The sequence below is a fragment of the Streptomyces sp. NBC_00207 genome (assembly GCF_045160965.1).
GTDB lineage: Bacteria > Actinomycetota > Actinomycetes > Streptomycetales > Streptomycetaceae > Streptomyces.
In genome coordinates this window covers 3,205,501-3,220,128 of record NZ_CP130715.1, presented here as the reverse complement: position 1 = coordinate 3,220,128, position 14,628 = coordinate 3,205,501, and the positions used below count along the sequence as shown (strand labels likewise).

The window sequence follows — 14,628 nt, the reverse complement described above, 5'->3', positions numbered from 1 at the left end:
GGCGGAGAAACCGCTTGAGCAGTCAGAGAGAGGCCAAATCGGGGAACTTGGTTCACCGATTCGGCCGATGACTGCCACTTTCCGGAAGCGACCGGATGTGACGGCGCCTTGTGGGGTTTTGATCCCGGTATGCGACCTGTATGCGGAGGTGCTTCGTCCGCCTCTGGCCCCTTTCTGCAGCCCTCTTCCGCAGCCCTCCTCTACGGGGTTTCCACGGGTCCTTCTACGGGGCCGTGTTGCGCGGTCCCACCGGCTGCCACGGCGCCAGGTACGCGTCCGGAGCGTCGGCCGAAGAGGTCACGTACAGCCGCGCGTCGAGCCCCACCACCGCCAGGCTGACGATGCTCTTCCCGGTCATCACGGAGGAGGGCGCGCCGACGAACATCAGCGGCGACCGCTCCCACGGCCGGCCCGGGCCGACCTCCGAGCCCAGCTGCCCGCCCGCCGAGCGGCCCGCCAGCACGTGACCGCTCGCCGTCACCGAGCCGAAGCCCTGGAGCCCGCCGAGGTCGGTCATGTTGTTCAGCTTCAGCCCGCCGTCGCCCGTCATCAGGGCCGTACGGACGTTGCCCGAACCGGGCTTGCGGAACCACAGCCGCACCCCGCCCTCACGCCCCTCCGCGGTCAGCGGGAGCGTGGTGTCCGGCAGCCCCGTGGGTGTGACCGGACCCAGCGGGGCGCCCGGCTTCGGCTGCACCCAGCCGACCACCGTCTTGGAGGTGGCGGAGAACACCATGCGCCGCCCGGCGCCGTCGGTCGCCGTGGCCGGGGTGCCGTGCAGATCGGCTCCGCCGTACTTCTCCCAGGGCCCCCAACCGCCGTCCGCCTGCTGCACCCGGCCGCGCAGGGTGTACGAACCGTCGCGGACGTACACCGCCGGCTGCCCGGTGCCGTCGATCGACACGGCCGGGGAGCTGATGTCGGAGGTCCAGGTCTCGTCCGCGGCCTCGGGGGTGCCGAGCGACTGCCACTCCGCGAACCCATCGGTCTCCGCCCCCTTCTGGACGGTGTAGACGACCTCACGCCTGTAGTCGGTGGGCTTCGCGCCGAAGGAGGTGCGGGTGCCGAAGACCGCTATCCGGCCGTCCTTGAGGGTCACGGTGCTCACGCCCGGGTCCATGCCGGCGCCGGGCAGCAGGTCCGGGCCCTTCCAGCGGCCGACCAGGCCGGGCCGGTGCCAGACGGCGACCTGGCCGTCGAGCACCTTGAAGGCCCACAGTCCGAGCTCCTTGTCGGAGGCCAGCCAGGTGGTGCTGTTGCCGCGGGCGTAGTTGATGGAGTCCGACCACCGGTTGCCGGCCGGATGGTCGGCGACCTTGAGGTCGCCGCAGCCCGCGTCGCTGCCGCAGTGGTTCTGCCGGTCGAGCCAGGCGTAGGTGTCCAGGATGTCCAGCTTCTCCTTGGCCTCGCCCGGGTCCAGCGCGCTGGGGAGGGAGCCGTTGAAGTAGCCGAGGTAGTTCTGCACCGCGAAGTGCGGGCGGTCCTTCACGTCCTTCGCGTAGGCGGCGGTGGCCAGTTGCACGAAGCGCGCCCCGTAGAAGTGGTCCTGGTGGTCGGTGTACCGCTTGGTGTCGGGGAACCGGCCGGGGGTCGGGTCCTGGGAGCGGACCGTGGTCGGCTTGTACTGCTCCAGCACGCCGACGAGGGTCTGGACGACCTGGTCCTTCGAGTACGAGAACCTCTGCTTGACCGGGGATCCGGAGGCGAGCATCGAATCCAGGCGGGCGACCTTGCCGTCCCACAGGCCGTGCAGGCTCTCCGGGACGTCGGCGAAGACGTTGCCGGCCTCGCGCAGTTGCAGCCAGACCAGATTGACCTCCGGCTTGGCGACGAGGACGTCGACCTCGGCCTGGCCGCCGCCCTTCGTCGGGACGACGCTGCGCTTCCAGGCGCTGCTGCGGTCGCCGGTGGCCATCTTGGCGTAGGCGGCGCGGATGCCGTTCTGGCGGGCCTCGGCGTAGGCGGCCTTGTTGGGGGCGGTGGTGGCCTCCTTGGCTGGGACCGCGTTGATGCCGTCCGCCTCGCCGGAGGTGAGGTAGACCGAGGTCACGGGGTGACCGGCGGATATGGAGTAACGGAGGTCCGGATTCATGAAGTACAGGTCGTCGTCGGGGTGCGCGATGATCTGGAGTACCCGGCCGGGGTCCGGAGCGTCGGCGACGGCAGCGGGGGCCGAGGCCGCGCTGTCGGGGCCGGCGGGGGTGGCGAGGCGGTCGAGGGCCTCGTTGCCGCGGAGCACCAGCATGCAGCAGGCGGCGGTGGCCGCGCAGAAGGCGACGGCCTTGACGAGGCGGGCCCGGCGGTGGCGGGGGTTCGGCCGCGCTTCGCGGCCGGCTGCCGCTACGGCTGCCGCCTCGGGGCGGTGCCCGGGCCCGTCCCCGTGTCCATTCCCGCCCCCGTTCCCCTCCTCGTTCGCGTCGCCGGAGCCGCCCTGGCCGCCGGCGCGGCGGCGACCGCGTGCGGTCTGCGGCGCGGCGGGGGCCTTCGCGCGGCCGCGCCGGCCGCCGCCACCGGTACCTTCGGCTTCACGGGCCAGCCGCGCGGCCTTGCGCCCGCCGGCCGGACCCCCGGCCTCCGGAACCTCGCCCTCCGGAGCCTCTTGGCCCGCATCGGGCCGGCGGGACGGGGTTCCGTGCGGGGCCTGCTCGGTCCGGGGAGAGGGGTAGGCGTGCGGGGTCGGCTCCGCCTCATGGTGCAGGTCGGCCTGGTGGGACGGGTGGGTCTGCTGGGGCCCGTAGGACTGGACCGCTCCCATCTGGTGCGGCGCGTAGGCGTGTTGGGCCTGTTCCGCCTCGTGGTGCAGGTGGTCCTGTCGGGTCTGCTGAGGCCCGTAGGGCCCACTCGACTGGTGGGGCAGGTAGGTGTGTTGGGCCTGCTGGGCTCCGTGAGGCGGGTACGCGTGGGCTTGGGCCTCGTACGGCGGGTACCCGTGAGCGCCGGCTCCCTGCGGAGGGTGGGTCTGCTCGGCCTCGTGAGGCCGAGGGGCCTGGTAGGCGTGCTGGGTCGGATCGGCCTGGTGGTACGGCTGGGTCTGCTGGGGTCCGTGGGCCCAGGCCTCCCCGGCCTGGTGGGGCAAGTGGCCGTGCCGGGCCGGCTCCGCCCCCTGGTACGGGTGGGCCTGCGGGCCCTGTTGGGCCTGCCGGGGCGGGTAGGCCTGGTTCTCCCCGGCCTGCCGAGGCCCGTACGCCTCGGGCCCGCCCGTCGGGTGGGCCAGGTGGGTGTGTTGGGCCTGCTGGGCTCCGCCAGTCGGGTACGCGTGCGCCTCGGCCCCGTGCTGCGGGTAGGCCTGCTCGGCCCCGTGACGCCAGTGGGCCGGGTCGGTGTGCCGGGTCGGCCCCGCCCCGTGGTGCGGGTGGGCCTGCTGCGCCGGGTCCACGTGGTGGTGCGGGTAGGCCTGTTGGGGCTGCTGAGGTGCGTAGGCATCGCCGGGCTCGTCGTGCGCGTAGGCGCGCTCGGCCTCGTGCGGTGCGCGGCCCGGCTCGGGCTGGTGCAGCGCGTAGGGGTGTTGGTGTTGATGAGAGTGGTGGGTCGAGTGGGGCTGGAGGGGATCGGCCTGGTAGGCCTGGTAGGTCTGCTCCTCGGGCCCCCCGGGCGACGGCCAGGCCTCCGGCCGGCCGTTCCAGCCGGTGCGGGGGTGTCCGTCGGACATGGGGCTCCTCGTGGCCGGTCGGCGGGGAGCGGGCCCCATCACGCATCAAATATTCGGATAATCCGATAATCACCGTCATGGTACTGCCGGTGAGTCGAACGCCTGCTCCGGATACGCTCACCACAGGCACGCCAGGGCAGTGGCAGCAACAACCGCAGGAGGCGGCGGGATGACAGTCCCGGGACGCAGGAGCAGCACCTTCATCCGGCTGCTCCGCAGCGGTTTCACCGACCCCTCCGCCGCAGCCCGGCTGCTCGACGCCGAAGCGCTGGCGGCCGTACGCGCCGATCCGGTGCTGCTCGACGCCCTCGGGGCGACCGCCGACCCCGACCTCGCACTCCTCGGGCTCGTCCGCCTCGCCGAGGCGCAGCCGTCCGGCGAGCTGCCCGGCCTCCTCGACACCCTCGTCAGCGCCAAACCGCTGCGCGACCGCCTCCTCGGCGTGCTCGGCGCCTCCGAGGCGCTCGGCGACCACCTCGCCCGCCATCCCCGCGACTGGCTGACCCTCGTCACCTACGAGGCCGCCGACCTGCACCCCGGACTCCCCGAGTTCGAGCGCGGGCTCGCGGACGCGCACGATCCCGTCGCCCTGCGCGTCGCCTACCGCCGCTGCCTGCTCTCCATCGCCGCCCGCGACGTCTGCGGCACCATCGACGTCGCCGAGACCGCCGCCGAGCTTGCCGACCTCGCCACCGCCACCCTCCGCGCGGCCCTGCGCATCGCCTCCGCCGCCGCTCCCGAGGACGCGGCGCAGTGCCGCCTCGCCGTCATCGCGATGGGCAAGTGCGGCGGCAACGAGCTCAACTACGTCTCCGACGTCGACGTGATCTTCGTCGGGGAGGCGGTCAACGGCACGGACGAGGGCAAGGGCATCCAGGCCGCCACCCGCCTCGCCTCCCACCTCATGCGGATCTGCTCCGAGACCACCGTCGAGGGCACCATCTGGCCCGTCGACGCCAACCTCCGCCCCGAGGGCCGCAACGGCCCCCTCGTCCGCACCCTCGCCTCCCACATCGCCTACTACCAGCGCTGGGCCAAGACCTGGGAGTTCCAGGCCCTCCTCAAGGCCCGCGCGGTGGCCGGCGACCCGGACCTCGGCGGTCAGTACATCGACGCCATAACGCCCCTGGTCTGGCAGGCCGCCGAGCGCGAGAACTTCGTACCCGACGTCCAGAAGATGCGCCGCCGCGTCGTCGACAACATCCCCGCCGCCCAGGTCGACCGCGAGCTCAAACTCGGTCCCGGCGGCCTGCGCGACGTCGAGTTCGCCGTCCAGCTGCTCCAGCTCGTGCACGGCCGCAGCGACGCCACCCTGCACTCCGGCACCACCCTCGACGCCCTCCACGCCCTCGCCGCCGGCGGCTACGTCGGCCGCGCCGACGCCGCCCAGCTGCACGACGCGTACCGCTTCCTGCGCGCCATGGAGCACCGCATCCAGCTCTACCGGCTGCGCCGCACCCACCTCGTCCCCGAGGACGAGAGCGACCTGCGGCGCCTGGGCCGCTCCATGGGACTGCGCACCGAGCCCGTCGCCGAACTCAACAAGGCCTGGCGCCGGCACGCCTCCGTCGTCCGCCGCCTGCACGAGAAGCTCTTCTACCGGCCGCTGCTCGACGCCGTTGCCCAGCTCACCCCCGGCGAGACCCGGCTCTCCCCGCGCGCCGCGGGCCAGCGCCTCGAGGCCCTCGGGTACGCCGACCCGGCCGCCGCCCTGCGCCACCTCGAAGCGCTCGCCTCCGGCGTCACCCGCAAGGCCGCCATCCAGCGCACCCTGCTGCCCGTGCTGCTCGGCTGGTTCGCCGACTCCGCCGATCCGGACGCCGGCCTGCTGGGCTTCCGCAAGGTCTCCGACGCCCTCGGCAAGACACCCTGGTACCTGCGGCTGCTCCGCGACGAGGGCGCCGCCGCCGAGAACCTCGCCCGCGTCCTGTCCGCCGGCCGCCTCGCCCCCGACCTGCTGATGCGCGCCCCCGAGGCCGTGGCCCTGCTGGGCGACCCCGAAGGCCTGCAGCCCCGTACCCACGAGGCCCTCGAACAGGAGGTCATGGCCGCCGTCGGCCGCGCTGAGACCGCCGAGGCCGGCGTCGCCGCCGCCCGCGGCGTGCGCCGCCGCGAGCTCTTCCGTACGACCGCGGCCGACATCATCGGCTCCTACGGCACGGAGGACAATCCGGCCGAGGAGGACCACGGCGCCCTCGTCGACCGGGTCGGCGGCGCCCTGTCCGACCTCACCGCCGCCACCGTCGCAGGAGCCCTGCGCGCCGCCGTCCAGAGCCACTACGGCGACACGCTGCCCACCCGCTTCGCCGTGATCGGCGTCGGCCGCTTCGGCGGGCACGAGCTCGGCTACGGCTCCGACGCCGACGTCCTCTTCGTCCACGAACCGCGCGAGGGCGTCGACGAGCAGGAGGCCGCGAAAGCCGCCCAGAACGTCATCGCCGAGATGCGCCGGCTGCTCCAGCTGCCCACCGCCGACCCGCCGCTGCTCATCGACGCCGACCTGCGCCCCGAAGGCCGCTCCGGCCCGCTGGTCCGCACGCTCTCCTCCTACGCCGCCTACTACCGGCGCTGGTCCCTGACCTGGGAGAGCCAGGCCCTGCTGCGCGCCGAACCCGTCGCGGGCGACGCCGACCTCGGCAGCCGCTTCATCGAGCTCATCGACCCGCTGCGCTACCCGATGGAGGGCCTCGGCGAGGACGCCGTACGCGAGATCCGCCGGCTCAAGGCCCGCATGGAGTCGGAGCGGCTGCCGCGCGGCGCCGACCCGACCCTGCACACCAAGCTCGGCCGCGGCGGCCTCAGCGACGTCGAGTGGACGGTGCAGCTGATCCAGATGCAGCACGCCTGGGTCGAACCGGGCCTGCGGACCACCCGTACCCGCCAGGCGCTCGCGGCCGCCCACGCGGCCGGACTGATCCCGACCGACGAGGCGCAGATCCTGGACGAGGCCTGGGTCCTGGCGACCCGGGTCCGCAACGCCGTGATGCTGGTCCGCGGCCGCGCAGGGGACACCTTCCCGTCGGAGGCCCGCGAACTCGCGGCGGTCGGCCGCTACCTCGGATACGCCGAAGGCACGGTCGGGGAGATGCTGGACGACTACCGGCGCATCACCCGCCGTGCCCGGGCGGTGGTCGACGAGCTGTTCTACGGCGCGTAGCCGCTCGCGGGCGCACGGTGCCGGATGATGCCCGGGGCCGGAACCGGGTGGCCCAACTGGCCATCCGGCTATGGCTCTTGCCTTCGCGATTTGCATATGATCAGCCTCTGTTCACGGGGAGGCAGAAACATGGCAGACGCATTAGGTCCGGAGCCGGACCAGCAGACAGGCATGCGGTTGAACAGCGGGCCGCCGTTGGGGCCTTACGCTCCCGGCCTCACGCCGCCGGTGGGGACTCATGCTCCGGGCGTCACCGCGCCGCCGGCGGGCCCCTACGCTCCGGTCGTCACCGCGCCGACGGTGGTCCCGTACGCGCCGGGGGTCACCCCGCCGTCGTCATCGCTGTTCGCTCCGGGCGGTTCCAAGGACTTCGCCTCGACGCCCGCGGAGAAGAACGCGGCGGCCAACACGATCCAGAACGAGCTGGAGCCCGCCACCAAGACCGCCGCGGAGCACGCGGACGACGCCACCGGCACCGCCCAGAAGGGCTTCGAGGGCTGGGAGACGGCCGCCGGCCTGAAGAAGGTGGCGGACACGTGGGACCAGCAGGTCAAGACCCTGATGGGCCGGCTGTCCGGGGAGAAGGCCGCACTGCGCGGGGCCTCGGGCTCTTTCGCACGCAATGACATAGGCCTGGGCAACCAGTTCGCGTCGCAGTCGCAACTGCACGGGATATAGGGGGATCCGGTGCCGAGCTACTACGAAGTCATGACCACGGACCTCGGCCTGCTGACGACGGCCGCCGCCAAGTGGGACTCGATGGCGGGCGAGCTGAAGAAGGTCGAGACCCGCTACGGGGACACCGTCCAGAAGATCAGCATGGGGGACAACTGGGTCGGTGTCAGCGCCGCGGCGGCGCGCACGAAGTTCACGGCGACCCGCTACGAGTACTCCGCCGCGCAGAACCAGGCCAAGGCGGTCGCCAGCCTGTTGCGGGGAGCGCACGAACAGCTCGTCGACCTCAAGAAGAAGCTGGAGAGCGCACGCGACGACGCGATCGCCGCCGGCATGACCGTGTCGGAGCAGGGGCGCGTCGCCTTCGACTATGCCAAGCTGACGCCCGCCGAGCGCAGCGCCTACCACCACGACCCCGACGGCCAGGAGGCCATCCGGACCGCGGTCGGCAAGTGGCAGAAGCACATCGACGACCGGGTGAAGGCCGCCTCCGACGCCGACGTGCACGTCAAGGACGCCCTCGTGGCGGCCGTGAACGACAGCAACAGGGACGCCCTGGGCCAGGGCACCGGAGCCGACGAGACCCTCACCGGCTTCAACAACTACGCCGAGGGCGACCTGGCGAAGGCCAAGAAGCTCGAAGAGGCCAAGATCAGGACGAGGACCGACGGCTGGGAGACCGGCACGAGCACCACCGGCGCAGGCCAGTACGGCAAGGAGGGCTCGTTCAAGGCCTACGCCGACCTCTTCCACGAGACCGCGAAGGGGGAGGGCAGCATCGGGTCGCTGAAGCTGTCCGGGGTCGCCGACATCTACGAGGGAGGCCGGTTCACCGCGAACTACGGCTTCACCGACAAGGGCCTGGTCGGCAAGGCCGAGGTGTCCGCGGGAATCCGGGCACTGGCCGAGGGCCGGGCCGGAGGCGAGTACCAGAGCGTCTACGGGCGGGCCGAGGGCTTCCTCGGCGGCGAGCTCAGCGCCAGCGCGAAGGCGACCAAGGAGGAATTGACCGTCGGCGCGAAGGCGTTCGTCGGGGGGAAGGGCAGTCTCAACGGAGGCGTGGAGTCAGGCGGCATCGGCGTCGGCCTGACGGCCGAAGGATGGGTGGGGCCCGGTGCCGAGGCCTGGTGGGGGTACAAGAAGGACGAGGAGACCGGCGTGTACAAGATCGGCGGCAAGGCAGGCGCCTCGCCCTTCGTCGGCGGCGCCCTGGGCCTGGAGATCACCGTCGACCCTGCGAAGGTGTCCAAGACCGCCGGCGACGTGGCCGACGCGGTCGGCGACACGGCGCACGCGGTCGGCGACGCCGCCGGCGACTTCAAGGACTGGTTGCTCGACTGATGTCCGTTTCCATGGAAGGAGGGCCCCGGATGCCCACGACACTGCCGGTGCCGCTCGAGTTCCGGCTGCCGGAGGGCTGGGTCCCGGCCCGCCCGGAGGGGTTCGACCCGGGAGTGGCCTTCGCCGCGGTGCATCCGCAGTCGGACGCCGGGTTCACCGCCAACATCACCATCGACGGCGGGTTCCCGAAGGACGGGGTGACACTGGCCGAGATCGCCGACGCGTCGGTGGAGCAGCTGCGCGATCTCGCCGACACGGTGGAGGTGGTCCACCGCCGCGAGGTCGGTTCCGAGGACGCACCCGCACTGACCCAGCGGCTGAGCTTCGCGGCCGACACCGACGGCGCCCGCCTCGAGCTCGTGCAGTCCCAGGTGTACCTGTCCCTCGTGGACACCGGGGACCCGCACAAGCGGGCGATGATCAGGCTGGCGCTCACGGCCACGGCCGCACAGCACGACAGCGTCCTGGGCGACTTCCAGGACTTCGTGCGCACCGTGCGTCCGGACACCGGGGCGGTGGGCTGAGGGTGGGTTTCTGGGACAACCGCACCGGCACCAGGCATCCGGCCGGCAGCGTCCCGCGGCAGGCCGCCGAGGAGCTCCGGGCGGCGCTGCTCGCGCTGGGCGGCCCGGATCAGCTGTTCGCCGTACGCGAGGGCACCGCGAAGGAGCGCGCCGACCTGGTGGTGGAATGCCGCGTCAGGGAGATGCGGCTGACCCTCAAGACCAGCATGCGACTGGTCCCCGGGAAGCACGAGGTGCGCGTACTCGAAGAGCGGTGGGAGCCCTCGCTCGAACACTCCGGTGAGCAGTACGGCCGGGGACCGGCGAAGGCGGTCTACAAGCAGTGGGAGTTCCAGCGGGGCGCCGACGGCCGCCGCCGCAAGGTGGAGACGTTCCGCTTCGAAACGGGGCTGGTGAAGAACCCCCTGCAGAACACGGTCCTCAGAGCGGGCTGGACCTGGCGCGGAGTGCTGTTCAGGCTGTGACCGGAACGGGCGGAGCGGACCGCGGACCCTTCGTGGGTCCGCGGTCCGCTCCACCGGGCAGGCACCGGGTCAGCGCGCCGTGCCGAAGTCCTGCGTCCAGTAGTTGCCGGGCTGCGCCAGGCCGATGCCGATCTCCTTGAAGGAGCAGTTCAGGATGTTCGCCCGGTGGCCGGGGCTGTTCATCCAGCCCTCCATGACCTTCTCGGGCGTGCTGTAGCCGTAGGCGACGTTCTCGCCGTACGTGCTCCACGTGTACCCGGCGCGGGTGATGCGCGAGCCCGGGTCGGAGCCGTCGGAGCCGGTGTGGGACATGTTGCTGTGGGAGGCCATGTCCGCACTGTGGTCCTGCGCGGCCTTCGTGAGCTTCGCGTTGAGGGCGACGGCCGGGCATCCGGCGGCGGCGCGCTCCTGGTTCACGAGGGCGAGGACCGCGGCGACGGAGCCGGAGGCCGGCGGGACCGACGGGGCCGAGGTCTTCGGGGGCTCGGGCGCCTGCGGCGTCCTGGGGGCGACCGGCGGCTTGGCCGGCTTCGGCTGCGCGGGCGGGGAGGTCCGTACGACCGGCTGCGCGGGCGCCGCGGCGGGGCTGCTCGGCTCGGCGGCCGGGGGGCTGCTCGGCGTCGTCGGAACGTCCACGGGGGCCGGGGTGCTCGGCGTGGCCGAGGGCGCGTAGTGCCACGGGCGCTGGCCCTGGTGGCTCGCGGCACGGGTCCGGCCGCTGTCGTCCGTGTCGAAGCAGGCCATGGCGGCCGTGGGAACACCCACGATTGCCAGCGCGCCGACGCCGATGACTATTTTCCGGTACGGCTTATTCTTCCGATGCTTCTGCATGCGTGACCTCATTCGGTGATCGCGAAGCTCCCGGCGCCGGAACTGCGGGACGCCGGAATAGCGACATTCTTAGAAGACCGCCAATGACCTGGCAAGTTTCTGCTTCGCGTACACGCGGGGCATTCGACACCCGGCTTGAAACGGGCCGATGATCGTGCATGGTCACGATCAGGTCACTTGCACAACCATGTGATGTGTCTTCAGGAATGCCCGTGACCAGGGAAGTCGACGACAAGTCCGGCGGTAGCGCGGATTCCGTTCCCGCCGGAGAGGGGAATGTCGAATCCAAAACGGACAAATGTCGAAATGTCGATGACGGAGCACGCCCGGGAAGGGGTTCGGCGCCGAGGGGTGCACCGTGACGCATGTCACGCAACCGTGCGTCGGATCACGGCGTCGGCGGGCGCGGTGAAGAGCGCGCCGAGAGCGTGCCCATTTCCCGCGGCCCCATTCGGAGGAATTCCCCGGGGTCAGAAAAGATCGGCGAGGCGCTTGCCGAGGGCCCAGGCCTCGTCGACGGAGCATGCGGCGAGATCACTGTCGCGTTCCACGGCCGCCTCGGCGAGATGCGCAGTGGCGTAGAAGTTCACGCGGTTGCAGAACACTTCGCGAATATCCGCGCCGGTGGCGGGAGCGAGGGTGACCGCCGCGGTGGAAGGGCTCAGGTCGTGTACCCCGTCGGGGGTGACGGTGAGCCTGATCGGCTCCCCGGTGGTGGGGCAGCGCGAGGTGACCGTACTCGCCGGCTCCTTGAAGACGACGGGGAACATCAGCACGTCCATGGCGCACCAGCCGTGGACCTGCTGCCCCCGGAGCTGCACGGTGTGGGGGCGCCGGTCGTCGAGGGAGACGCCCGCGCCGATGACGCGGCCCCGGTCGTCGGTCTCCAGGTCGAACTTCATGGAGTGGAAGCGGTCCAGGACCTCGTCGGCGGGCCAGTCCAGGAGGCCGCCGGCCTCCTGGAGGCTGAGCGGCCCGTACGCGAGGAGGCCGCCGACCAGGACGGCCCCCGCGGCCATCAGCTCGACGCCCTGCGGCGAGGTCCACTTGGCGACCAGTTGATCGGACAGCTGCTGCACACGCGCATGCGACATGTCGGTCCTTTCCCGTGAATCGAGCCTCGCTCCCCATCTGAAGGGCCGTGGAGTGACGCGGCCGGGGCCACCCCCGTCTCATTCGTTCGGGGGCGGCTGTCAGGATCATCTGACGATGCGACAGCCTGAAGGGCTGGTCCGGCGAACCGGGGGAACGGGGAATGCAGTTGAGGTCCGGCACGGGTTCGATGACGGCGGTTCTGATGGCGCTGGCGGCGCTGGCCACCGCCTGTGGGGGCGGCGGTTCCGGTCCGACGGGCGAGAAGCCGCCGACCGGCGACAAGCCGGCAGCGGGGGCGACCGCGGGCACGGGAGCGGATTCGGGCAAGCCGAAGGGCGGAACGGTGGACTTCGACACCGTGTTCAAGACCGAGGAGCGGTTCCGGCAGGCGCTTCCCGACCCGGAGTCGATGAAGGGCTGGAAACCGAAGACCGGCCGCGCGAATGTCGAGGAGCAGCCCAAGTCCGCGGCGGAGTGCGGTCCGGACGCGCACTGGGACTGCACCCGCATCGCGAACGGCTCGGTGAAATTCGAGGCGTTCGGCGAGACCGCCTACTTCGACATCCAGGCCTACGCGGACAAGCCGGCCGCCGGGGCCGCGTGCGCCAGGGAGAAGGACTGGTCGGCCACATACGGCAAGGCGGAGGTGACTCCGGTTCCCGGCGTCGAGGGGCACGCGTACTACCGCAACGCCGGCAGTCTGGACGGCCTCGACCTCATCATGTGCCTGGGTACGGTCATCGCCAAGGTGAGGCTGGAGGACGGGGGAGGCAGCTCCCTGGATCCGGCCACCGTCCACAACCTGGCCCGGCTCTTCGTCCCCCGCATCCAGAAGGCCGCCGCATCTTCCTGAGGCACGCCGAGGGTGCACGACGCGTTCGCTATTCCAGAGGTATGCGCGCCGCCGCCACGATCCTCTCCAGCGCCGAGGCGTGCCGCTGGAATGCCTGGCGCCCGTGCGGGGTGAGGCGGAGGTGGGTGTGCCGGCCCGTGGGGTTCCGTGTTTTGCGGACCTCGACGTACCCGGCGTCCGCCAGCGCGGCGACCTGCTTGGACAGGGCCGAGTCGCTGGTGCCCACCGCGTCCCGGACGAAACCGAACTCGACCCAGTCGGCCGGAGCCAGGAGCGCCACGATCGAGAGTCGCGCCGGAACGTGGAGGAATTCGTCGAAGTCGGGATCCATCAGCCGTGGCCGTTCCCGCGGGCGATGTTCTCGATGACCGGGCGCAACGCGTACGAGGCGACCACGATCCCCAGGACGGTGACGGCTGCGGCGAGCGTGTGCCGCGCCGGCAGGTCGAGGAAGTAGCCGGCGATCGCCGCCGTCCAGAAGAGGGCGAGGAGGAGGACCCCCACGGCCACGTAGAGCAGCGCCTCCGAGCCGGTGGTCTTGCGGCGGACGGGCGCCCGGCGATGGTGCACGAACAGCCCGCCCAGGGTCAGGCCGTTCCCCGCCAGGACCGCGAAGGTGTTCCAGGGGTTCGGCAGATCGAAGGACGAGGACACGGCGAACAGGCCCAGCGCCGAAACGATCAGGTAGGGACGGGACTGGGCGTGGCGCAGGTACGCCTCGAAGGTCTGCTCCCGACGGTGACGTATGGCGTCGAGGGCGGTCTGGGCGTCGTAGGCGGTCATGGTGGTGTCCCTGGTCATCGATCTTCCGAGTACTTTCTCATGAGGAAAGTACCACCTTCTTTCCGAACAGGAAAGAAGGTCTCGGAGGCAGGCGCGGCAATGGGCCCCGGTGGGTGCGCGGCCGGCCGTCCGGGCGCACTGAAAGGCAGGACCGGTGCGCCCGGAGCCGGGCGCACCGGTCCTGCCGGCGGAGGTGGATGCGGATGGGGCGGGCCTGCAGGTCCTGCCGGCGCAGGGGGCCCCGGGCGCGGCCGGCCCCGGAGCGGGGCTCGTGACGGCCGGCGGGCAGGTGTGGCTGCGGCGGGGGCTGCGCGGTGGGTGACCCGGACCCGGGTCAGGCCTCAGGCGCGGGTTCGGAAGCGGTTCAGCAGTTCCGTCGCGGGGTGCGGACCCACGGGCTGCGGGTGGCGCGGCAGGCGGTGCGGCATCGAGCCGTACCAGGAACGCGAGACCGTGTAGCCGAACGCCAGGCAGATCATGCCGCCCACGGCGTCGAGCCAGAAGTGGTTGGCGGTGGCCACGATGACGACGAGGGTCGCCGTCGGGTAGAGCAGGCCCAGGATGCGGGCCCACGGGGCGGAGGCGACCGCGAAGATCGTCAGCCCGCACCAGAGCGACCACCCTATGTGCATGGACGGCATCGCAGCGTACTGGTTCGACATCTGCTTGAGGTTCCCGGAGGCCATCGAGCCCCAGGTGTGGTGGACCAGCACGGTGTCGACGAAGTTCTGCCCGTTCATCAGCCGGGGCGGCGCGAGCGGGTAGAAGTAGTAGCCGACCAGGGCGACACCGGTGGTGGCGAAGAGGACCAGGCGCGTGGCGGCGTACCGCCCCGGATGGAAACGGTAGATCCACACCAGCACGCCGATGGTCACGACGAAGTGGAGCGTGGCGTAGTAGTAGTTCATGCCCACGATCAGCCACGTCACGGAGTTGACGGCGTGGTTGACCGACTCCTCGATGGCGATGCCGAGGTTCCGTTCCACCCCCCAGATCCAGTCGGCGTTCGCCAGGGCGATCGTCTTCTGTTCGGGCACCGCGTTCCGGATCAGCGAGTACGTCCAGTAGCTCACCGCGATGAGCAGGACCTCGAACCAGATCCGAGGCCGCCGCGGGGCGCGCAGCCGGGAGAGGAGGGCACTGTCGGAACCCGGGCGGGTCTCCGTCTCGACCGCAGTGGGTGAGGAGACATCCGTCCGGGTTTCCAGTGTCTTCACGCTCGATTCACCCATGGGGAGAGAGTCTGCCAGATGCGT

At 71.6% G+C, this 14,628-nt stretch carries 12 protein-coding genes; 6 read left to right on the top strand and 6 right to left on the bottom strand.

The annotated features are described in order from the left end of the window. Window positions 1-223: 223 nt before the first annotated feature. Window positions 224-3,649 carry a PIG-L family deacetylase gene (locus tag OG472_RS15280; protein ID WP_405941545.1) on the bottom strand — a complete coding sequence of 1,142 codons (3,426 nt, stop codon included), beginning with the start codon at window positions 3,647-3,649 and terminating at the stop codon, window positions 224-226. A 169-nt stretch (window positions 3,650-3,818) separates the two neighbouring features. Here OG472_RS15280 and OG472_RS15275 point away from each other — a divergent pair, with 169 nt between their 5' ends. From OG472_RS15275 to OG472_RS15255, 5 genes are all read left to right on the top strand, one after another. Continuing rightward, window positions 3,819-6,806: a bifunctional [glutamine synthetase] adenylyltransferase/[glutamine synthetase]-adenylyl-L-tyrosine phosphorylase gene (locus tag OG472_RS15275; RefSeq protein ID WP_401601512.1), complete on the top strand. Its 2,988-nt coding sequence runs from the start codon at window positions 3,819-3,821 to the stop codon at window positions 6,804-6,806. A 129-nt stretch (window positions 6,807-6,935) separates the two neighbouring features. Next, entirely contained in the window at window positions 6,936-7,484 is a 549-nt protein-coding gene (locus OG472_RS15270; RefSeq protein ID WP_405829869.1) for a hypothetical protein, read from the top strand. Window positions 7,485-7,514: 30 nt separating this feature from the next. Next, window positions 7,515-8,822, top strand: a complete 1,308-nt coding sequence (locus OG472_RS15265) for a hypothetical protein (RefSeq protein WP_401601507.1) — start codon at window positions 7,515-7,517, stop codon at window positions 8,820-8,822. A gap of 29 nt (window positions 8,823-8,851) precedes the next feature. After that, window positions 8,852-9,346 carry a hypothetical protein gene (locus OG472_RS15260; RefSeq protein WP_405941544.1) on the top strand — a complete coding sequence of 165 codons (495 nt, stop codon included), beginning with the start codon at window positions 8,852-8,854 and terminating at the stop codon, window positions 9,344-9,346. A gap of 2 nt (window positions 9,347-9,348) precedes the next feature. Further along, entirely contained in the window at window positions 9,349-9,810 is a 462-nt protein-coding gene (locus OG472_RS15255) for a hypothetical protein (protein ID WP_405941543.1), read from the top strand. Window positions 9,811-9,879: 69 nt separating this feature from the next. Here the strand turns inward: OG472_RS15255 and OG472_RS15250 are convergent, their stop codons facing one another. Both OG472_RS15250 and merB read right to left on the bottom strand, forming a co-directional pair. After that, complete coding sequence (locus OG472_RS15250) at window positions 9,880-10,641, bottom strand: CAP domain-containing protein (protein WP_405829864.1); 762 nt, start codon at window positions 10,639-10,641, stop codon at window positions 9,880-9,882. Between the two features lie 470 nt (window positions 10,642-11,111). Next, entirely contained in the window at window positions 11,112-11,735 is a 624-nt protein-coding gene (gene merB, locus OG472_RS15245; RefSeq protein WP_405829863.1) for an organomercurial lyase, read from the bottom strand. A 161-nt stretch (window positions 11,736-11,896) separates the two neighbouring features. On the opposite strand from merB, the gene OG472_RS15240 reads away from it, so the two are divergent. Then, window positions 11,897-12,589: a hypothetical protein gene (locus OG472_RS15240; protein WP_401601497.1), complete on the top strand. Its 693-nt coding sequence runs from the start codon at window positions 11,897-11,899 to the stop codon at window positions 12,587-12,589. A gap of 28 nt (window positions 12,590-12,617) precedes the next feature. Here the strand turns inward: OG472_RS15240 and OG472_RS15235 are convergent, their stop codons facing one another. From OG472_RS15235 to OG472_RS15225, 3 genes are all read right to left on the bottom strand, one after another. Next, a complete protein-coding gene (locus tag OG472_RS15235; RefSeq protein WP_401601494.1) occupies window positions 12,618-12,920 on the bottom strand; it encodes a winged helix-turn-helix domain-containing protein in 303 nt (100 codons plus the stop codon). Beyond that, on the bottom strand, window positions 12,920-13,390 hold the full coding sequence (locus tag OG472_RS15230; RefSeq protein WP_405941542.1) for a hypothetical protein: 471 nt from the start codon (window positions 13,388-13,390) through the stop codon (window positions 12,920-12,922). Before OG472_RS15230 ends, OG472_RS15235 begins: the two co-directional genes overlap by 1 nt. A 323-nt stretch (window positions 13,391-13,713) precedes the next feature. Beyond that, a complete protein-coding gene (locus OG472_RS15225; protein WP_401601488.1) occupies window positions 13,714-14,604 on the bottom strand; it encodes a phosphatase PAP2 family protein in 891 nt (296 codons plus the stop codon). Between the last annotated feature and the right edge of the window lie 24 nt (window positions 14,605-14,628).